Annotated in this window: 16 protein-coding genes; 8 read left to right on the top strand and 8 right to left on the bottom strand. The window is 68.8% G+C overall.

Annotated elements, in window-relative coordinates:
- Positions 1-1496, bottom strand: a 1496-nt coding sequence (locus ACH4TL_RS44305; RefSeq protein ID WP_398331221.1) for a condensation domain-containing protein, incomplete at its 3' end; no start/stop codon positions are given.
- Positions 1497-2563: 1067 nt separating this feature from the next.
- On the opposite strand from ACH4TL_RS44305, the gene ACH4TL_RS44310 reads away from it, so the two are divergent.
- From ACH4TL_RS44310 to ACH4TL_RS44345, 8 genes are all read left to right on the top strand, one after another.
- Positions 2564-3946, top strand: a complete 1383-nt coding sequence (locus tag ACH4TL_RS44310) for a cysteate synthase (protein WP_398425488.1) — start codon at positions 2564-2566, stop codon at positions 3944-3946.
- Positions 3943-5262 (top strand): PLP-dependent aminotransferase family protein, encoded by a 1320-nt coding sequence (locus ACH4TL_RS44315; protein ID WP_398331215.1) that lies wholly within the window; start codon positions 3943-3945, stop codon positions 5260-5262. The genes ACH4TL_RS44310 and ACH4TL_RS44315 overlap by 4 nt, the downstream gene beginning before the upstream one ends.
- A gap of 70 nt (positions 5263-5332) precedes the next feature.
- Positions 5333-6094 (top strand): thioesterase II family protein, encoded by a 762-nt coding sequence (locus tag ACH4TL_RS44320; RefSeq protein WP_398331212.1) that lies wholly within the window; start codon positions 5333-5335, stop codon positions 6092-6094.
- Positions 6095-6149: 55 nt separating this feature from the next.
- Positions 6150-6362, top strand: coding sequence for an MbtH family protein (locus tag ACH4TL_RS44325; RefSeq protein WP_398331209.1), 213 nt, complete (start codon positions 6150-6152; stop codon positions 6360-6362).
- Positions 6363-6506: 144 nt separating this feature from the next.
- Positions 6507-7601, top strand: coding sequence for a 4-hydroxyphenylpyruvate dioxygenase (hppD, locus tag ACH4TL_RS44330; RefSeq protein WP_398331206.1), 1095 nt, complete (start codon positions 6507-6509; stop codon positions 7599-7601).
- Positions 7598-8776 (top strand): alpha-hydroxy acid oxidase, encoded by a 1179-nt coding sequence (locus tag ACH4TL_RS44335; protein WP_398331203.1) that lies wholly within the window; start codon positions 7598-7600, stop codon positions 8774-8776. The genes hppD and ACH4TL_RS44335 overlap by 4 nt, the downstream gene beginning before the upstream one ends.
- A gap of 68 nt (positions 8777-8844) precedes the next feature.
- Positions 8845-9861, top strand: coding sequence for an AfsA-related hotdog domain-containing protein (locus ACH4TL_RS44340; RefSeq protein ID WP_398331200.1), 1017 nt, complete (start codon positions 8845-8847; stop codon positions 9859-9861).
- Between the two features lie 153 nt (positions 9862-10014).
- Complete coding sequence (locus tag ACH4TL_RS44345; RefSeq protein WP_398331197.1) at positions 10015-12729, top strand: BTAD domain-containing putative transcriptional regulator; 2715 nt, start codon at positions 10015-10017, stop codon at positions 12727-12729.
- A 57-nt stretch (positions 12730-12786) separates the two neighbouring features.
- Here ACH4TL_RS44345 and ACH4TL_RS44350 read toward each other — a convergent pair whose 3' ends face one another.
- The 7 genes from ACH4TL_RS44350 to ACH4TL_RS44380 form a co-directional block, all read right to left on the bottom strand.
- On the bottom strand, positions 12787-13833 hold the full coding sequence (locus tag ACH4TL_RS44350; RefSeq protein ID WP_398331194.1) for an alpha/beta hydrolase: 1047 nt from the start codon (positions 13831-13833) through the stop codon (positions 12787-12789).
- Between the two features lie 112 nt (positions 13834-13945).
- The gene (locus tag ACH4TL_RS44355; protein WP_398331191.1) at positions 13946-14791 is read right to left on the bottom strand and encodes a 2-oxo acid dehydrogenase subunit E2; all 846 of its coding nucleotides are present in this window, start codon (positions 14789-14791) and stop codon (positions 13946-13948) included.
- Positions 14788-15015, bottom strand: a complete 228-nt coding sequence (locus ACH4TL_RS44360; protein WP_398331188.1) for an acyl carrier protein — start codon at positions 15013-15015, stop codon at positions 14788-14790. The genes ACH4TL_RS44355 and ACH4TL_RS44360 overlap by 4 nt, the downstream gene beginning before the upstream one ends.
- 27 nt (positions 15016-15042) lie before the next feature.
- The gene (locus ACH4TL_RS44365; protein ID WP_398331185.1) at positions 15043-16083 is read right to left on the bottom strand and encodes a 3-oxoacyl-ACP synthase III family protein; all 1041 of its coding nucleotides are present in this window, start codon (positions 16081-16083) and stop codon (positions 15043-15045) included.
- 26 nt (positions 16084-16109) lie between these two features.
- Entirely contained in the window at positions 16110-19109 is a 3000-nt protein-coding gene (locus ACH4TL_RS44370) for a type I polyketide synthase (protein WP_398331182.1), read from the bottom strand.
- Positions 19109-19405, bottom strand: coding sequence for an acyl carrier protein (locus tag ACH4TL_RS44375; RefSeq protein ID WP_398331179.1), 297 nt, complete (start codon positions 19403-19405; stop codon positions 19109-19111). The genes ACH4TL_RS44370 and ACH4TL_RS44375 overlap by 1 nt, the downstream gene beginning before the upstream one ends.
- A gap of 162 nt (positions 19406-19567) precedes the next feature.
- Complete coding sequence (locus tag ACH4TL_RS44380; RefSeq protein WP_398331176.1) at positions 19568-19879, bottom strand: hypothetical protein; 312 nt, start codon at positions 19877-19879, stop codon at positions 19568-19570.
- Position 19880: the final 1 nt, after the last annotated feature.

Raw genomic sequence — 19880 nt, forward strand, 5'->3', positions numbered from 1 at the left:
CGCGCATTCAACTCCGCATACGACACGGACTCCCGCTCCGCACCACCACCGAACACCACCGCAACCGCATCAGGCGACCGCACCACCTGCGCCTCAAATAACTCCGGCAACGTCCCCGCCGACACCTCACGCGCCGTGTCATTCCACCCCGACACCACCAACTCACGCTCCCGCTCACCCAACACCTCCACCCCACCGACCAGGGTGTCGGGGGTGGCCTCGGCCATCGCGATCAGGGCGTTACGGAAGTGCTCGACCTTGCTGCGGTTCGACTCGGTGTCGTAGAGCTCGGGGTTCGCGTCCGAAGCGATTCCGATGAGGCCATCGGAGGAGTTGTCGTAGAGCGACAGCGAGAAGTCGTTGAAGTGGCTGCCACCCAGCGGCTTCAGTTGTACGGAGCACTCCCCGAGGGCGAAGTCGTAGTCGAACGGCATGGCGCTCACGACGAGGCTGAAGAGGTTGCCGCGGCCAACGAGCTTGAGGTCCCTGAGCATGTCCTCATAGCGGTACCGCTGGTGACGCAGTGCCTTCCGGATGGCCGATCCCACGCGGCTGACGAGCTCTTGAAGAGAGATGTCGGCCGACACGGCCACGCGGATCGGCAACATGTTCGCCGCCATGCCCGGGACGTCGATCTCCTTGCGGGTCCGGCCGAGAACAGGAACGCCGATGACGACGTCCTCCGCTCCGGTCATGCGGTGGAGGTAAAGCACCGCCCCGGCGATGGCAAGCCCTGACACCGTTGTCCTCAGTTTCCGTGAAGCACGGCGGAGGTTCGCGGAGGTTTCGGTGTCGACGGTCTCGACGTGTCGCGCCAGGGCGTGCGGAGTGCCGACGGGTGGTCGGCCGCCGCTGAGGCTCGACACCTCCGGGCGGCCGGCCAGCGCCTCAGTCCAGTACGCGCGGTCCTCGGCGTAGTTCTCCGAGGCACGGTACTCAGCGTCCGTGTCCAGCAGGGTGGCCAGTGATGCCGTGGTCTGCTCGGGCGCGGGGGCTCCGGCCGCAAGGGCAGAGTAGAGGGCGGCCACGCGGGAACTGACGATCGCCCCGCTGAACCCGTCGGCGGCAACGTGGTGGGCGCGCTGGTACCAGAAGTAGCGGTCGGCTGCGAGGCGGAACAGGGCGTGGGTGAAGAGGCGGTCGCCGTCCAGCCGGATCGGCCGGGCCATGTCGGCATGCATCCAGGCTTCGGCGGTGGCGACCGGGTCGTTCTCATCGCTGACGTCAAAGGTGTGCAGGGGCCAGTCGTCCGTGACGGCCACATACTGCCGCAGCGTGGTCCCGAAGCCGGTGAAGCGCACGTGGAGCGGCTCGGTCCGGCGGATGACCTCCCGCAGAGCGAACTCAAACAGCTGCGTGTCCAGGTCGCCCGTAATCTCCAGGTACTGGGCGACGCTGTAGATGGGATTGTCCGGGTCGATCTGCTGAGCGTTCCAGATGCCTCGCTGCGCGGCAGAGAGCTCCATGTGGACAGCGCCGACTTCTGATGTGCTCATACCGCTCCATCATCCCGTCAATAAAGATTTTTCAGGCATGCGCGAGTGCAGGGCTTGCGATTTTCGCCCCTGAAGACCTCCCCATGGGAGGTAGGCACGGCCGAAGTACGCGCGACCACCAAAGGGAATTGACAGCTTAGCTTCACGAAGGGTGCGCAACCGGCGAAGGACGCACAACCGTCGTGGCGAGGCGGCGCATCCACGCCGCGAAGAATTCAATATCAGCCGTGCCGAGCTTCGGCAACAGAGTTAGCGGGATCCATGCGGACCGACTGCCGCAGACACGCCAACAGAGAACTTTTGTGGCGGCCGTTCACGACCGCCGAGCCTCAAGGAGAGTTCCACCGAAACACGACACTCCGCGGCGCGGGGCCTCAGACCATTACCTTCGACGAGGCATGTAGAATTTGCTTGTGCACACATAGCTTCCCCCCGTATGGCTAGCGTGTTCACCGCACAGAAAACCACATCACGAACGACGTGCGACGATTACCCAAGACCCCGTCGCCCTGTACAAGCAGTAGGATCCAGGCCGGTTCCGAGCAGGCGGCGGTCCAATGTAATTGATCACCTCGACACGCGCAATGTGATCTGTGTCATATGAAAGCCCCCAGTGCGGCGTCTATGTTCTGCATCGCATGCATGCGAGCGTACGTACGTCAAGCGGGGGACGACGGGGGGTAGGGCCATTTTTAGGTTTATTTTCACCACGGTTGACATCAGGCGATCTCCTTGATATCGCCTCGCCCGAGCGCGTGCTTGGCCAGACCCTTCTGGCGCAGCCTCGATGGTGATCAATTTCGCTCAGTGCGCGAGCGTTCAGCCGGCACGGGAACACGCATGCCGATTTACGGCTGCCGCGCCTTTGCCATAGCTGGAACTACTCTCACTTCAAAGGTCAGCGAAGGAATCATTTAGCGCCTTTTTCCCTTTTTGCAGACCGATGTCATGCCGCCATGCGGGTTTGGCACCGGTGTGTCCGTCGAGTTCGCGCCACGGCATGCAATTGGCCGGGACGTAAACCTTTCGCAAAGTGCAGGCGCCTGCTCCGCAAAACCGTTGGACAGGTGGTGTGCTGCCTGGCGAGAACATTGTTCGATACGAAAGGAAAGCGCTCCGTGGAACCTGCTTGTCCCTACCTACTTGTGTGCGCCGGCTGCGATTGGGGGAGTTCCGACGACGGGCTCTGCATGAGTTGTCCGCGATGCGGGGACGACACCCTGCTGCGTACTGAGTACACGGCGAAGCAGTTCACTATCGCACCGGAGAAATCCGGGATCTTTCGCTACGGCTGGCTTCCGGTCCAACGTGAGATCGAGGGGTCCAGCCGGCCCGTGGTGTATCGCAGTGAAGGACTGGGGAGAGAGCTCGGTCTGACGGACCTGTGGATCTCCTTCAGCGGGTACTGGCCCGAACGGGGCTGCCGCATGGTCTCCGGTTCCTTCAAAGAACTGGAAGCCTTCACGGTGCTCGGGCGCACTCCCCAACGGGCCGGTGTGATGGTGGTCGCGTCGGCGGGCAACACCGCGGCGGCCTTCGCCGCCGCCGGAGGCGAAGACATCCCGCGCCTGCTCATCATCCCGAGCCAGGCGCTGCCCGTGGTGCTGGCCGCAGCCGACGGAACCTCAGCCGATGTACAGGTGGTGGCACTTGAGGACGCGACGTACAACGATGTCATCGGTTTCAGCCGGAAGGTCGTCTCCTCCAGCCCCGAGTTCTTCGCCGAAGGTGGTGTGCGCAACGTCGGCCGCCGGGACGGTCTGAGCGTGGTCGCCCTGGCCGCCTTCGAAGAGATGGGGACACTTCCCAACTTCTATTTCCAGGCGGTGGGAAGCGGCGCCGGAGCGATCGCCAGCCACGAGGCGTGGGAGCGCGTCATCGCGTCCGGTTCGGCCGACGGTCAGTCGGTCCCACGGATGTTCCTGTGCCAGAACGCCGACTACCCGCCCCTGAGCAGGGCGTGGAAACAGGAACCCGGCCTCGGCGACGTCGAGGCGCCGCTCGATCTGTACGCCCCGGAGCTGGCCAATGCGACTCCTCCCTACCTCGTAGCCGGTGGTGTCCGGGACATCCTGCGGTCGAGTTCGGGTGACGTGCTCGTCGCCGACCGGAGCGAGGCAGCAGCCGCTCGTGCGATGTTCGAAGAGCTGGAGGGGATCGACATCGAGCCGGCCCCCGCGGTCGCCGTGGCGGCGCTGCGCAACGCCGTACGAGCGAAGCTGCTGCCGTCCGACGCAAAGTGCCTGCTCAACGTGACCGGTGGCGGACGTAAGAAGATCAGCACCGGCACCAGGGCCGAGGAGCCGCAGGTCTGGCTGGTCAAGAAGACCGACTCCCCCGACGAGGTCGCGGTGAAGGTACTGGATGCCTTTACGTACGGCAGCAGAGCGCACACCCTCGCCCCCCACGGGCCAGCGCGATTACCGTCAGAAGGGAACCAGGAACGATGAGCAACCCGGCCGTGGAACGCTCTTGCCCGCAACTCGACGTGCGGGAGTTGCACGACTCTCTGAACTCCCCGGTGAGCGCGTCCATGAACTTCCTCAACGAGGTGGCGCAGGAGTACCCGGACGCCGTGTCCTTCGCTGCGGGCCGCCCCTTCGAGGGCTATTTCGACCTCGACGACGTTCACCGCTACCTCGATGTCTATCGCCGGTACCTGTCCGATCGGTTCGACGGTGACGAGGCACGAGTCCGGCGCACCGTGCTGCAGTACGGGCGCACCAAGGGCGTGATCCACGAGCTGGTCGCGGCCCACTTGGCCGTCGACGAGGGCATCACGGTGGACACGGAGTCCATCGTGATCACCGTGGGCTGCCAGGAGGCTCTCTATCTGAGCCTGCGGGCCCTACGGGCCACTCCCGAGGACGCGCTACTGGCGGTGTCGCCCTGCTACGTCGGGGTACACGGGGCGGCGCAGCTCGTGGACATGCCACTGCTGCCGGTCGAGGAGTCCTCGACCGGTGTCGACCTGGATGACCTCGTGGCTGTGGTGCGTAAGGCAAAGGCGGAGGGCCTGCGCCCGCGAGCCCTTTACCTGGTGCCGGACTTCGCCAACCCTTCTGGGGTGCGGATGAGCCATGAGGAGCGGCTGCGGACCCTGCGGGCCGCCTCGGAGCTCGATCTCCTGGTGCTGGAGGACAATCCGTACGGTCTGCTCGGCGACGACGGGCCCCGGACGATGAAGGCCCTCGACACCGATGGACGCGTCATCTACCTGGGCTCGTTCGCCAAGACGGGGCTGCCGGGTGCCCGGGTCGGATACGCCGTCGCCGACCAGCCCGTCATCGACGCACGGGGCGGGACCGGCTTGCTGGCCGACGAGTTGGCGAAGATCAAAAGCATGACGACGGTGAACACCTCGCCGATCGCCCAGGCCGTCATCGCCGGGAAGCTGCTGGAGAACAGGCACAGCCTGCGGGCAGCCAACACACGTGAGCGGGAGACGTACCGCAAGAACCTCCGGCTGATGCTGGACGGCCTGGCCACGCGCTTCGGCGACGGGCAGGTGCCGGGCGTGTCCTGGAACATCCCGGACGGTGGATTCTTTCTGCTGCTGGCCGTTCCCTTCGCCGCGAGCGACGAGTTGCTGGAGTTCAGCGCCGGCAAGCACCGGGTGCTGTGGACGCCGCTGCACCACTTCTACGCGGGCTCCGAGCCACGCAATGTGATGCGACTGTCCTTCAGCCATCTGCTTCCGGCGGAGATCCACGAAGGGCTGAACCGGCTCGCCGATTTCGTCCGGGAGCAAGCAAAGGCTTCCTGACACGCATCCGACGCCCGCCCCATCGCTGTGGGCACCAGGGCCCATCGAGACCGAGGCCGAGAGGAATGACGTGCGCCCAGCACAGCAGTGGCTACGAGTAGTCAAGCCGTCCGCGAACCCGCGGACGCGCATCGTCTGTTTCCCGCATGCCGGTGGCACGGCGAGCTTCTACCAACCGTGGGGGCCCCTCGTCCCCGACGACGTCGAGTTGCGCGCGGTGCGGTACCCCGGGCGGGAGGACCGGCTGGTCGATCCGCTCGCGGAGACGATGGAGGACCTGGTGGCACCGACAGTCGCGGAGTGCCTGGCGCTGCTGGACCGGCCGTTGGCCCTGTTCGGCCACAGCATGGGCGCGTCGGTCGCCTTCGAAGTCGCCAGACGACTGTGCGAAGTGCACGGCGCCCACATCGCGGGGCTGTTCGTCTCCGGACGGTCCGGCCCGGGGCGGGAGTCCACCCCGGAACAGGCCTACTCGACCGCTTCCGAAGCGGAACTCGTCCAGCACCTCAAGGAGTTGGGCGGCACGGATGCGGCCGCACTTGATCATCCTGACCTGCTGGAGCTGGCCCTTCCCGCCATCCGCGCCGACTACCGCATCGTGGAGGAGTACCGGGCAGGGCACACCAGTGCAGTTCTGGGCACGCCCGTCGTCGCGTACTACGGCGATGACGACGACGATGTCGACGCCGATTCGGTGGCGGCCTGGGCATCTGTCACCAGCGCCCGCTTCACCGCACGGTCCTTCGAAGGCGGGCACTTCTACCTCTCCGACTACCGGGCCGCCCTGCTGCGGGACGTGCTCTCCCGCATCGGTGCACCGGCCGTCACCTGAACCGACGGTCCGTCAGCCCACGGACCGTCAGCCCACACAGCAAAGGAACACGACAGTGACAAACCCGTTCGAGGACAACAACGCCACGTACTTCGTGCTGCGCAACGCGGAGGGCCAGCACTCGCTGTGGCCCGCCTCCGTAGACGTGCCCGAGGGCTGGGACACCGTCTTCGGTGAGGCCGGCCGCCAAGAATGCCTGGACTACGTGGAAGGGGCCTGGACCGACATGCGTCCCAAGAGCCTGGCCGACGCCATGGCCGACAGCTGACCGGCAGCGACTCTGCTTGCCTCGCCCAACGGTATCGGCCCCGGGTGAGAAGGCGTACGGCCGACGTCCCGCGTTCGGTTCTCGAGCCGGGACGTCGGCCTCGTACCGGCGTTGCACCGCGACACTTCTGAGGAGAACAAACACGTGAGTGAGTTTGCAGTTTACGGCGATCTCGGCATCGACTACGTCGAGCTCGGTGTGGAAGACCTCGATGCGAGCACGGCCGCGTGGGTCGAGCAGTACGCGTTCCAGGTGGTGGCCCGTGAGGTCTCCACCAGGGACGGCCTCAGGTGCATTGCCCTCGCGCAGGGTGGCATCACACTCGTCCTCACCGAGAGCCGGGCGCAGGACCATCCCATCGGCCAGTACACCCGGCGCCACGGCGACGGGGTGGCCGACATCGCCGTACGGGTCCCCGATGTGAGCGCGGCCTTCGCTGAGGCCGTCCGGCGCGGGGCGCGGCCAATGGCCGCCCCGGCGCCACATCCGGCGGGCGGGGAGACCGCGACCGTCAGCGGTTTCGGCGATGTCGTGCACACACTGGTTCCGGATGGCGGCACGGAGCCGACGCTGCCCCGGGGACTGGTCGCCGACCCTGCCGCACTGACGGCGGCGCGCACTGGCGCGCAGCCCGTCGGTCTCCAGGAGATCGACCACTTCGCGGTCTGCGTGAAGGCGGGCGAGCTGCAGCAGACCGTGGACTACTACTGCGAGGTACTGGGCTTCGACTCGGTCTTCAAGGAGCACATAGTCATCGGTGACCAGGGGATGAATTCCAAGGTCGTCCAGAGCACCTCGAAGTCGGTGACCTTCACCGTCATCGAGCCCGATGTCAACGCCGAACCCGGGCAGATCGACGAGTTCCTCGCCCGTCACGACGGTTCCGGCGTGCAGCACATCGCGTTCTCCGTGGAGGACGCCGTGCGCTCCGTCGGCGCGCTGTCCGGACGCGGGGTGCAGTTCCTGACCACGCCCGGCTCCTACTACGACCTCCTGGGAGGGCGGGTGTCGCCAAAGAACCATCCGATGGACGACCTGCGCAGGTGGAACCTCCTGGTGGACGAGGACCATGCCGGCCAGCTGTTCCAGATTTTCACCCGCTCCTCGCACCCGCGCCGCTCCCTCTTCTTCGAGGTCATCGAGCGTCTGGGCGCGGAGACCTTCGGCAGTTCCAACATCAAGGCGCTGTACGAAGCGGTCGAGCTGGAGCGGGCCAGACAAGGCGGTGCCGCGCGGTGACCACGCACTCCTCGTATTCCTCCGTACCCGGGCCGGTCCGGGAGGAGGACACCGCCTGGTCGCAGTCCGAGCCGGCCTGCCTGCAGGATCTGGAGCAGGCTGCCGCCGCAGTCCTGCCCACAGACATCTGGGACTTCATCATGGGCGGCAGCGGTACGGAGTCCTCGCTCCGTGCCAACCTCGCGTCCTTCGAACAGCTGCACCTGGTGCCGCGCGTCCTGCGGGACGTCGCCGACTGCTCGACCGGGTCCCCACTGCTGGGTCGGGAGGCCTCGGCGCCGCTGGCCATCGCCCCCATGGCCTACCACCGGCTCGCCCATCCCGACGGCGAACCGGCCGTGGCCCGCGCGGCCAGGGACGCCGGGGTGCCCTTCGTCACCGGGACCCTGAGCAGTTATCCGCTGGAGGAGATCGCTGCCCAGGGTGGTCGTCTGTGGCTCCAGCTCTACTGGCTCAACGACGAGGCGCGCCTGTTCGACCTCGTGGACCGAGCCGAGGCGGCCGGCTGCGAGGCGCTGATGCTGACCGTGGACCTGCCGTGGATGGGGCGCCGTCTGCGCGACGTCCGCAACCGGTTCACCCTCCCGCCGGACGTCCAGGCCTCGCACCTCGGTGACGGCGCCGCATCCCGGGCCCACGCCCACCGGTCCCGGACGTCCGCGGTGGCGGAACACACCAAGGCGTTCATGACGGCATCGCTCTCCTGGGAACACATCGAAAAGCTCCGTGAGCGCACCGGTCTCCGACTGATCCTCAAGGGGGTTCTCGACCCCGAAGACGCGCGGGAGGCGGCGGCCCGGGGAATCGACGCGATCGTCGTCTCCAACCACGGAGGGCGCCAACTCGACGGTGCGGTACCGCCGATGGCGGTGCTCCCGGAGATCCGGGACGCAGTGGACGACCGGTGCGAGATCCTGGTCGACGGCGGGGTGCGCACCGGCAGCGACATCGTCAAGGCGGTGGCGCTCGGCGCTCGCGGCGTCCTCGTCGGCCGACCCGTGTTCTGGGGGCTCGCCACGAACGGCCAGGCCGGAGTCGGCGACGTCCTGCGCATGCTGGCCGAGGAGCTGCGGGACGCGCTCGGGCTGGCCGGCTGCGCGTCAGTCGAGGCCGCGCGCTCTCTGCGCGTGGTCACCTCCGCGGCGTTGCGGACAGTATCCGCACCTCGCGGGTAGCGCCCGCGGAAGGCCGCCACTTCCACCCGATCCGACGCTCCGAGCGCCGTCAGTCTGAGGACCACTCCATGGATTTTGCGCTCCCGTTCCCCTCCGACCACCCGCTCTCCCAGAGCTCAGGCCCTGCCACCACGAAGGCCGTGCCAGCGCCGCTGCATCTGCTGCGCCGGCCAGCCACCGCCGAGGGCTTTGTCCTGGACACCACGGCGCCCGAGGAGCAGCACTTCGTCCTGTCCACGGAACTACCGGACGACCACGACCTGTTCACCGACGGGCCGGGGATCTTCCACGACGTACTGTTCCCTGTTGAAACGATGCATCAGGCGGCGCACTTCGTCGCTCAGCAGTACTTCCGGGTGCCCGCCAACCGGCCCAGAGCCTTTGTCTCCAGCAGCACCGACATCCTCGACCTCACCCCGTGGCGCCGTACCGGACGGGCCGCCCACCTGGCCATGGACCTCACCCTCACACCGAGTGACGTGGTCAACGGCATCCCGCGCTGTCTGGAGTCGGTGGCCAAGGTGACCATCGGCGGCATGAGCTGCGGGCTGAATCGGACCCGGCTGGTGTTCGTCATGCCAGGGGCTCTCCAGAGTCACCGCGCACGGGGCAGGCGCGAAAGCCTGAATGACACCTGCCCGACAGCACCCGTCGGCGCGGGCCAGTCCCTGCCCCCGGCCCGTGTTGGCCGCGACGACCCGCGCAATGTGCTGGTCGGGCCGCCGCTTCGGGTGCTGGACGGGGAGTACATTCTGCCGGTCGATCCGGCCCCGGAGCACGAGGTCTTCCACCCAACGTCCGGAGGGCCCATTCCGGGATCGCTGTTCCTCGAGGCGTCCCGGCAGGCGTCCGTACTGGTGGCCTCGGAACTACACGGCTTCGAACCCGGCCACGCCGTTCTGACGCACTGGCGGACCTCCTACCGCGGCCTTGGGGACACAGACCTGCCGCTGACCTGCACGGTCTCCCCTCGCCGCCCCAGCCGGGACACCGCTGGCCGTCCCGTCGCCCGGATGCGGGCCGTCTTCAGCCAGGGCAGCCGGATCGTGGCCAGCGCCTCCGTCTCTCTCCTACAGGACTGCTGACCCGCTACAGCCAGCGTGCTCACGCACGTGCCAGGACGCCGAATCTCGACGGCCCGAAGTTGCCCGGAGCAACCGGGAGTCCGTCCGGCGGCCCTGGGACCGGGCTGCCCACGAACCGTCCGTTTCCCCAACCGCCTACTGAGGACCGAACTGATGCGTTTCCGGATCCTGGGACCGGTTTCCCTGTCCCCACACACACCATCCGCCGCCAAACCGCGCGCACTGCTGGCGACCCTCCTGGTGCGAGCCGGGGAGGTCATCTCTGCGAGCAGCCTGATCGACGAACTCTGGGGAACCGAACCACCCCGCACCGCGACCACCACCCTTCAGGTTTACGTATCGCAACTGCGCAAGCTCCTGGCCGAGGCCGAACGCCCCCACCAGACGTCCGAAGGGCTCCTCCTCACCCGCTCACCGGGCTATCTGCTGCGAGTGCCCGACGAAGACTTCGACCTGGCGCGCTTCGAGGCACTGAACGCGGCGGGCCGTACCTCCTACGAAAAGGGCGAGTACGCCGACGCCTCCGAACTACTGCACGACGCCTTGGGGGTGTGGACCGGGCCGGCGCTCTCCGGGGTGCCGCACGGTGTACGCCTGGAGAGCTCTGCCATCCGGCTGGACGAGTTGCGGATGGAGACCCTGGAGCAGCGGATCATGGCGGATCTGCGGCTCGGGCGGCACAGGGCACTCACCGGGGAGCTGATGGCCCTGGCCACCGAACACCCCCTGCGGGAGTCGTTGCACGGGCATCTCATGGTGGTGCTGTACCGCACCGGCCGCCAGTCGGACGCTCTGCGCATCTACGGCAGACTGCGGCGCTCGCTGGTCGAGGACCTCGGCGTGGAACCCGGGCGCGCGGTCAGGCGTTTGCAGGAGCGGATCCTGCGCTCCGATCCGTCCCTGGACTGGAGACCGCTCAAACCGGGCGCCCCCGCGGTCGCCCCGTCCACGGTGCCGCTGCAGGAACTGCCTGTCGAGACAATCGGGTTTATCGGCCGCCACGAGGCGACCGCCGCGGCCGAACGAATGCTGCGCGGCGAAGTCGGAGAGCGTCCAGTGCAGCTGCTGACCGTGGCCGGGCACGCCGGCGTGGGCAAGACGGCACTGGCGATGCATCTGACCCGGCAGGTGGCGGACGCGTTCCCCGACGGCCAGGTGCTGCTCCGGCTGCGTGGTGCTCTCGGCCGACATCTGACCACCGAGGAGGCAGCGGCGTCGTTACTGCGGCTGCTCGGTGCGGAGGAAGAGCAGTGCCCGGTGGGTCCGCTCCCTGCCGACCGCGGACGGCTCACCGCGTCCCTGCAGGAAGCGGTGAGGGGCAGGCGACTGCTGCTGGTTCTCGACGACGCCGGTTCCGAAGCGCAGGTGCGGCCGCTGCTATCGGCGGTCGGCGACTGCTCGGTAATCATCACCGGCCGCAGGACTCTGTCGGCCCTGGACGGTGCCAGGCACCTCGTCCTGGAGCCGCTGCTACCAGACGAGGCGATGGAGATGCTCCATGCCAACGGGGGCGAGCCGATGGCGGCCGACCCAGTGGCCGCCGCTGAAATCGCCGGGCTCTGCGGCTATCTGCCGCTGGCCCTGCGGGTCGCGGCCGCTTCGCTGGTCGCCCGTCCGCACACCACCGCCGCGGGCCTGGCGGCCCGGCTGCGAGATGAACGCACCCGGTTGCAGCGGCTGCACGAGGGCGACCTAGACCTGAGGGCCTGCCTGATGACGGTCTATTTGGAGGCGAAACCGGAGCAGCAGCGAGCCTTCCGACTGCTGGGGCTGGCGCCCGCGCCCGACTTTGCGCTGTGGACGGCGGCAGCGCTCCTCGGTGTGTCCCTGCCCGTCGCCGAGGAGCTGGTGGAGGGTCTGGTCCGCGCACAGCTGCTGGAGACCAGGAGTCAGCCGGACGGACGTCAGGTCCGCTATGGGTTCCACGAGCTGTTGCGGGTGCTGTCTGTGCAACTGCGCCAGGAGGAGAGCGAGGAGTCGCTGCACGAGGCGACAAAGCGCCTGTGCAGCGCCTTTCTGACGCTCTCCCGACGGGCCGACGCGGTGCTCGCACCCGGCCGGATCCCGCGGAGCGGGGATGTGTCGCCGGAGCCTTCGCCGTACGTCGAGGATCCGGTACTGGACCGGTACTCGCCGCTTACCTGGTTCCGGGAGGAGGCGGCCGGGCTGGTGGAGTCGGTGCGGCTGGCGCACGAGGCCGGGCTGGGGGCCATGGTGTGGGAGCTGGCGAGCAGTGCCGCCGGGTACTTCCACACATGTGCGGCCTGGGAGGAGTGGGAGGAGACCCACCGGCATGCGTTGGACGCGGCGTGCCGGGCGGGCTCGCGGGCGGCCGAGGCGGCAGTGCTCCGTTCGCTGGGCGATCTCGCCTGGCAGCGGAGCGAGGCGGACCGGGCGCTCGGCCGGTACGACCAGGCCCGGCGGCTGTTCGGTCTGGTGGGCGACCAGCTCGGCGCCGCACGCTGCACGATCGGGGAGGCCGACGTGCTGCTGGGCCAGGGCCGTCTGCCGACCGCCGCCAGGAGGTACGGCAGAGCACTGGCGGTCTGCTCGGCCGGCCACGACCTGCGGGGGGTCGTGGTCGCGCTGAGCGGTCTGGCGATGGTGGACCTGAGTCAGGGACTGGCTGAGGACGCCTTGCGGCAGCTTGCGGAGTGCGGGCGGGCGGCTCAGCGGCTCGGTGACCACCGCTGGGCGGAGTACTCTCGCCGAGCGGCGGGACGGATCACTTCTCCGCAGGATCGGGTGGCGGCGGTGGAGGTGGGTCCGGGCATGTGGCTGCTGGCCCCGGGCCGGCATTCGTTCGCCCGGTCCGCCGCGGACCGCACCATCGGTGTCCCCGCCCAGCGGCTCCCTCAGCGGCTGTGATCTCGGACCGGCCGTGCGGCAGGGTAGGTTTCCCGTCGCACGGCCTCCGTTTTTCGCTCAGCCGGCGCGGACTGCCCGTCGTCCGCCGAGGCGGGCGCGCAGCAGGGAGAGAACCAGCCAGCGGCGCATCTCGCCCACGTGCTCCGGGGAGCCGTGGACATCGTCGAACACCTTGAACCGGGCCTGCGGCAGCAGCAGGGCGAGCCGACGGTGTTCGGTCTGCGGGATGATCTCGTCGCGCGAGCTGGCCACGTATCCGACGGGGATGTCCAGCGAACCGAGCCGGGGCGGCGTGAGCGGGAATTGGGCCAGTACGCTGCGTAGTTCGTCGTCGTCCTCGGTGCGGGTGAGGCGGCGCAGAGTCTCCACGGTGATCCCTGGCACCTCCGGCCACCAGGCAGGATCGGTGAAGAAGTCGGAGACGGGGGCTCCGACCGTGTGGACGCTGCGGATGCGGGCGTCTTCGGCGGCGGCCGCCAGGGCCAGGTGCCCGCTAAAGCTGAGGGCGAGCATCGCCGTCTCTGTGACCCGTGCCCGGCCCGCCAGCTCGTCGAGCAGGTAGGGCAGCAGGCGCCAGGAGTCGGCCCGGTACACAAGGGTGTTTTCGCCGACCCCGGGCATCTCGGTGGCCACAGCTGCGAAGCCCAGCCGGGCGAAGAGCGGGAGCAGCGGTGCCCACTGCTCCTTGACGCTGACGATGCCTCCCATGATCAGCAACAGGCGCCGCGGCCGGTCGGCCGACAGTCCGGCTGCCCAAGCGGCCATGGTGCCGTCCGGGTGGTCGAACTCCAGCCGCTCGATCCCGCCCCGGCCGCTGCGCCGCCAGGTGTCGAAAGCCTCGACGCAGCGGTCTTGGGCCAGCAGCCGGTCCTCGTCGCCATGGTGGGGGAAACGGGCGAGCGCGTAGTGGCGGCAGGCGTCGAGCGGGTGGCCTCCCTGCATCAGTGCGTCACCCTCGGCGGTCCACACCTGCGCCCAGGAGTGGGGGTCGCCGGGGCGGTCGCCGGTGATCCGGGACAGTACGGCCTGGACATGCTGCTCCGTCAGGCCTTGGCCGCGTCCGTGCAGCCGGGCGAACTCCTTGAGTTCTGCCAGATGGTCCATAGCGTCCGTCTCCGAGTAGGCGGGTGTCGGGCGGGTCCGGTCGACAGAGCCGTGCCGGGTGTGGGGTACTTCGGCACGGCGCCCGTCGCAACGATGGTGCGGTGGGGGGGCCTTAAGCCGTCCTTGCAGTCGTCGTCCCGTCCGGTACCCGGCGCTCGGGCTGCCGTCCGGTTCCAGGACCGGCAGGGCCGTCCTCGAAGGACTCCATGGTCTGCTTGAGATCGGCGAGGACGTCGGCGGCGGCCGCGCCGTCAATGACCCGGTGGTCGAAGGTGAGACCGAGTCGCATCAGCGGGGCGGCCATGATCCGGCCGTCGCGGACGACGGGACGGTCGACCACCTGTCCGGCGTTGAGTGTCACCGCAGTGCCGCCGCCGGCGTGGAAGCCGTCGACAGGGCGGTGCCCGAGCGAACTGACCGCGACTGTGCCCAGCACGGTGGGGCGGCGCCGCGGGTTGCGCAGTGCGGTGGCGAACGCCGTCCGGCCAAGCGGGACCGGCAGCCGACCCAGTATCCGCACGCCGCGGAATTCGGGGAGATCGGCCGCGGCCGGGTTCCGGTAGCGGTCGATCCGCTCCTGGATGGCGGCCAGGTCGGCGCACTCCAGACCGGGCAGCAGGGCGGAAAGTACGGTGCGTTCGCCGTCCACGGTGCGGTCAAGCGCGAGTTTCGCGGTGACACCGGTGAAGCGGACCGTTCGAGGACCGCGCAGGCCGGGCCAGCCCGGGGCCAGTACGGCGTTCGCCTCGGGGTGGCGCTCCAGCACTCGGCCGGCGGCGTGCAGCAGGTAGGCGACCACGGAGAAGCGGCGCCCTGATTCCCGGGCCTCGGCGCGGTGGTGCTGGATGCGAGTCATGTCGACCTCGGTGTCCAGGTGCACCAGGCGCTGTCGGGCGGCGTACTCCAGGAAGTAGAGGGTGTGCCGACGACGGCGTTCGGGGTGCGGGCCGGCCGTCACGGGGCGACCGCCAGCTTGTAGATCGCGTCCAGGCTGCGGGCCTCCAGTACCCGCCCCACCAGCAGTTTTCGGCCCGTGCTGCGCTCGAGGGCGGTGACCAGCTTGAGCATGTAGAGGGAGTCCCACTCGGGGAGCCGGTCGAGGTCGGCTGCCAGGTCCTCGTCTGCCAGGGGGATGCCCAGTTCCTCGCGGACCAGGCGGGCGAACTCGTCGATGGTCTGCATCAGTGTTTTCCAATCAGCGACGGAGTGTCAGATCTTTTCGAGGGCGAAGCCTGCCTTGATCCACTTACTGGACTCCACGGCCACCGCGAGTGCCTTCTGGCCGCTGGACATCTGTCGTAGCAGTTGCTCCAACTGGAGAAATGGCAGCGCGTTGCCGTTGTTGCCGGTGTCGGCGACGCAGGACACCTCCACGGCGCCGGGCACATCGAGTTCCTCGTGGATGCGACGGGTCATCCGGCCCGAGAGCTGTGGCGGCAGCAAGTAGTCGAGCTCCTCGGCGGACCAGTCGAGGTCGCCGAGTATCTCCCAGAGGATCTCCACCGCCATCACGGGGACGAACTCCTCGATGGCCTTGTAGTCCTCCTTGACCGCCTGTCGGTTCTCGTGCCGGTCGGCGAGACCGAACCAGTCGATGACCTGGCCGGGCTCCCGCCCGAGGCCGGTGAACCGGTTGAGTACACGGCGCAGGGCCACCGCCTCCGCCGCAGGCTCGGCGGTGAGCACCGCGGCCCCGGCGCCGTCGCCGAAGAGGACGAAGTTGACCAGGTCGCTGGGGGCGGCGTCGGCAAGGTCCCGGTTCAGGTCGAGGTGCTTGCTACAGACATCGCCACCGATGACCAGGCCGGCCCGGTGCCCGTCACCCGCGATCAGAGTCCGGCCGAGTCCGAGTGCCTGCACGGCACCGGCACAGCCGGACTGGAGCTGGTACGTGGGCACCTGGTCCAGGCCGAGCTGGTCGGCGATGTGGTTGACGGTGGCGGGCATCAGGTTGTCCGGGGTGGCGGTGCCGAGCACCACGAAGTCGATCTCCGCCGGGTCGACCCCGGAGGCGGCGAGCGCCCGCGCACCGGCCTGGGCGCAGAGATCGGCCAGTGACCAGCGCACCGTCCCGGTCCCGAGGTCCCGGGCGAAGTGGCGGGTGCGGGTGCCGATGAAGTGGTCGATCCACTCCTCGTTGATCTTCAGCGTTTTGGCGAGAGTGGCGTTGTCGATCGGGTCGCCGGGCAGGGCGGTGCCGACCGAGGCGAGGTACACCTGGGCGGGATCGCGGTCGGGCGGTGACTGCATGGTGGGGTCCTTTCGACGGGACGGGTTCAGGCGGCGTCGGGGCGTCGTTCGCTCACGAAGCCGATCAGGTCGCCGATCGAGGAAAGCCGGGGCAGTAGGTCCTCCACGCTCAGCGGCTCGAGGCCGGGCAACCGCTCCTCGATCTGACTCTTGAGCTCCAGCACCATCACCGAGTCGAAGCCGAGGTCCTCGTAGAGCCTCGACCGCGGGACGATCGCCTCGGGCGCGTAGCTGCCCACCCGGGCGACGGCGTCCAGCACAGCCTCGGCCACCGGATCGACGGCGTTCTGACAGTCCGGGGAGAGCACCACGGGCCGCGACGTGTCCGGGCGTTGGATGCTTGTCTGTACGCCGTCCCGTTGCACGGACTGGATGGGCTGTGCGACGGGTGACGGCCCGCGGGCCCAGAACCGGTGGTCGTCCGCGAAGACGTACGGAGCCAGGCGGTGTGCCACCCGGTGCTGATCGGCGTAGGCCGCGTCCCAGGCGATGTCGGCTCCCCCTCGGAAGAGTTCGGCGACCGCCTCGGCAAGCTCCCGGCCACCGGCCTGTTCGCCCGGGACCGGGTGGACACTGCGGGCCTCGGCCCTCTGGGGGGCTGTGAGCAGTCGGCGTGTCATGGGAGCGAGCACCGGCCGCGGGCCGATCTCCAGCAGGTGGGTCGGTGCCTCGTCCAGCAACTGCCGCGCGGCGTCGGCGAAGAGCACCGGAGCTCTGACGTGCTCCACCCAGTACGCGGCGTCCATCGGCTCGTCCCGCAGCAGCCTGCCGCGCAGCGTGGAGTGGACCGGCACAGCGGGAACGGTGCCGCTGACCTGCTCCGCCACTGCCGCGAAACGTTCCAGCATGGGGTCCATCAGCGGCGAGTGGAACGCGTGCGAGACCTCCAGGCGGCGGGACTTCACTCCCGCACGGGTCAGCTCCTCCTCGATCCGGGCCAGCGCCGTCAGATGGCCGGAGAGCACGGTGGACGTCGGCCCGTTCACTGCGGCGATCCCGACCAGCGGCTCGGCGTCGACCTGCTCCGCCAGCGCGGCAGCGCCGACCCGGACGGCCAGCATCCCACCGCCCTCGGGAAGTTCCTGCATCAGTTGCCCGCGAGCGGCGATCAGCCGGGCTGCCTCCTCCAGCGGGAGTGCCTCGGCGACCACCGCGGCCGCGTACTCTCCGACGCTGTGCCCGAGCAACAGCGCGGGGCGCACCCCGAGTTCGATGAAGGTGGCTGCCAGTGCGTAGCCGACGGCGAACAGGGCGGGCTGCGCCCAGCTGGTGCGGTGCACCGCCGGGTCCGCGGAGAGCAGCAGTTCGCGCACCGAACCGCCGGTGTGTGGCAGCAGCGCCTTGTCAGCTCGGTCGAGGAAGCGCCGGAAGAGCGGAGCGTCGCGGTAGAGAACGGCGGTCATGCCCGGGTACTGAGAGCCCTGGCCCGTGAAGAGCAGCGCGGGCCGCACCGGTCCGGCGGACTCGCTGGTGAGGTCCGCCAGATACTCCTCGTCCCCGGCGGTCTGGCGCAGTGTGGCAACCAGGTCGCCGATGCTGTCGGCCGTTGCGGCGAACCGGACCCGGTGTCTGGTTTTGAGCCGGTTGCTGCTCCAACCCACCGCGCCGGCCGGCACCACCCGGTGACGCTGAAGGGCGTCGGCCTGCGCCACAAGATTGCGGCGCAGCGCCTTGGCCGTGGGTGCGGTCACAGTGAAGACCGCGGTTCCGATGCCGGTGGCCCCGTCAGATTCGCCTTTTCTCGGCCGTGCGGCATACGCGGGCACGGACTCCAGCACCGCATGGGCGTTGGTGCCGCCCATACCGAAGCTGCTGAGGCCTCCGACGGTGGTTCCAGTGGCCAGCCGCAAGGGTGCCTTGAGCAGCCGCAGGCCGTGCCGGGAGAGCTTGAGCGCCGGATTCTCTCGGGCTGCGAACCGGCTGGCCGGCACCACGCGGTGGTGCAGGGAAAGGGCGACCTTGATGAGCCCGGCGACCCCGGCGGCGCCTTCGGTGTGGCCCAGGTTGCCCTTGACCGAGCCCAGTGCCATCGGCTTGCCGGCCCGGTCGGCGTGCAGTCCGCCGAGCGCCTTGACCTCGATCATGTCGCCCAGCACGGTGCCGGTGCCGTGGCCTTCGGTGAACGCCACGTCAGACGGTTCTACCCCGGCCCGCCGGTATGCCGCAGCCAGCACCTCCTGCTGCGACCAGCGGTTGGGGGCGACGATGCCGTTGCTGCGGCCGTCCTGGTTGACCGCCGTTCCGCGGATCACCGCGTAGACCGACTGCCCGTCGGCGATCGCGTCCTCCAATCGGCGCAGTACCACCGCGCCGACGCCCTCGCCGCGGCCGATACCGTTCGCGTCGCTGCTGAAGGGTTTGCACCGGCCATCGGGCGCGGAGAGCCCTGCCTGCGTGTAGAAGATGCCCAGGGCCGGGGTGAGGGCCACATTCACACCGGCCGCGATAGCGGTGTCGCACTCACCCGCCAACAGGGCGTTGCAGGCCAGGTGGACGGCGACCAGCGAGGAGGAGCAGGCAGTGTCCACCGCCAGACTCGGCCCCTTGAGGTCGAGGTGGTAGGAGATCCGGTTCGCGGTCATGCAGTAGCCGTTGCCGGAGCCGACGTGCGCGGTGACCCGTGCGTAGTCGGTGAGATGGAGATGGGCCCACTCGTTGCCCATGACGCCGACGAAGACCCCGGTGGCGGTTCCGGCCAGGCTCTGCGGCGCGACACCGGTGTCCTCGACCGCGCGCCAGGCGCACTGCAGCAGCAGCCGCTGCTGCGGATCCATCGCGGCGGCCTCGCGTGGCGAGATCGCGAAGAACTCGTGGTCGAAGGCGTCCGCATCGGTGATGAAGCCGCCGCTGGTGGTGTTGGAGTGCCCGTCGGTCCCAGCAGCCGAGTAGAAGTCATCGGAGTTCCACCGCTGTTCGGGTACGGGTCCGACCCCGTCGCCGGACCGCATGAGCAGGTCCCAGTACGCAACGGGGTCCGGGGCCCCGGGAAAGCGGCAGTCGATGCCGACGATGGCAACCGGCTGCATCACGCCTCTCCCACGGTGGCGCGCAGCTCCTCCACCAGATACCCGGCGAGCGCGTCGATCGTCGGGTAGTCCCAGGCCACGGTGGGCTCCAGGACGAGGTCGAAGTCCTCCTCTATGTCGCCGCACAGGCTCAGTGCGGCGACCGAGTCCAGGCCGTATTCGGCAAGGGGCACGGTGGACGCGATCTCGCCGGCCGGTCGCTTCAGGTAGAGCGAGATCCGGTTGGCGATCCATTCGCTCAGCGTCTCGACGGTGTGCTCATGGACGGTGTCCGGGCGGCCGGTGGGGACAGTCATGGCGAACTCCTCGCTGCGTTGGTGCATCTGACCGGCGGCTGATCAGCCGGCGAGTGGTGTGTCGTACAGGTCGTAGCTGCGGTGTTCGTGGAAGCGCCGCAGCACTTCCCCATGGGCCTGCTCCGCGCAGCCGACGGGCAGGTCGGTCGGGTGCTGTCTGAGTCATTGGGCGAGCCGGTGCAGCGTGGCCGCTGCCCAGCCGGGATCAGCCAGGAAGGAGTCGGTGCCGTAGCGGAGCCCCAGCGCGACATCGCGGCGGAAGACTGGTCTCAGGACCCGTGCGAAGGTGTCGATCCGGGTGACGGGGAGCACCGGAGCCCGCTCGAAGGCGCTACCACTGATGTCGGCGCCCCGGATGCCGTGTGTTCGGATCTTGTCCAGGCAGCGGGCATGGGAGAACACCGTCTCGGAATCGGCGGGGTCGCCCGGGTACCGCTCCAGTACCCTGGCGTGCCGATGGGGCAGACGTGCCATG

Origin of the sequence: Streptomyces sp. NPDC021115, assembly GCF_044333065.1 — a bacterium.
GTDB lineage: Bacteria > Actinomycetota > Actinomycetes > Streptomycetales > Streptomycetaceae > Streptomyces.

What these genes read in the sequence shown, in the direction of transcription:
- ACH4TL_RS44380 (WP_398331176.1), bottom strand. Translation starts at nt 19,879, where the DNA reads ATGGCACGTCTGCCCCATCGGCACGCCAGGGTACTGGAGCGGTACCCG.
- ACH4TL_RS44315 (WP_398331215.1), top strand. Translation starts at nt 3,943, where the DNA reads ATGAGCAACCCGGCCGTGGAACGCTCTTGCCCGCAACTCGACGTGCGG.
- ACH4TL_RS44365 (WP_398331185.1), bottom strand. Translation starts at nt 16,083, where the DNA reads ATGCAGTCACCGCCCGACCGCGATCCCGCCCAGGTGTACCTCGCCTCG.
- ACH4TL_RS44345 (WP_398331197.1), top strand. Translation starts at nt 10,015, where the DNA reads ATGCGTTTCCGGATCCTGGGACCGGTTTCCCTGTCCCCACACACACCA.
- ACH4TL_RS44340 (WP_398331200.1), top strand. Translation starts at nt 8,845, where the DNA reads ATGGATTTTGCGCTCCCGTTCCCCTCCGACCACCCGCTCTCCCAGAGC.
- ACH4TL_RS44360 (WP_398331188.1), bottom strand. Translation starts at nt 15,015, where the DNA reads ATGCAGACCATCGACGAGTTCGCCCGCCTGGTCCGCGAGGAACTGGGC.
- ACH4TL_RS44375 (WP_398331179.1), bottom strand. Translation starts at nt 19,405, where the DNA reads ATGACTGTCCCCACCGGCCGCCCGGACACCGTCCATGAGCACACCGTC.
- ACH4TL_RS44350 (WP_398331194.1), bottom strand. Translation starts at nt 13,833, where the DNA reads ATGGACCATCTGGCAGAACTCAAGGAGTTCGCCCGGCTGCACGGACGC.
- ACH4TL_RS44370 (WP_398331182.1), bottom strand. Translation starts at nt 19,109, where the DNA reads ATGCAGCCGGTTGCCATCGTCGGCATCGACTGCCGCTTTCCCGGGGCC.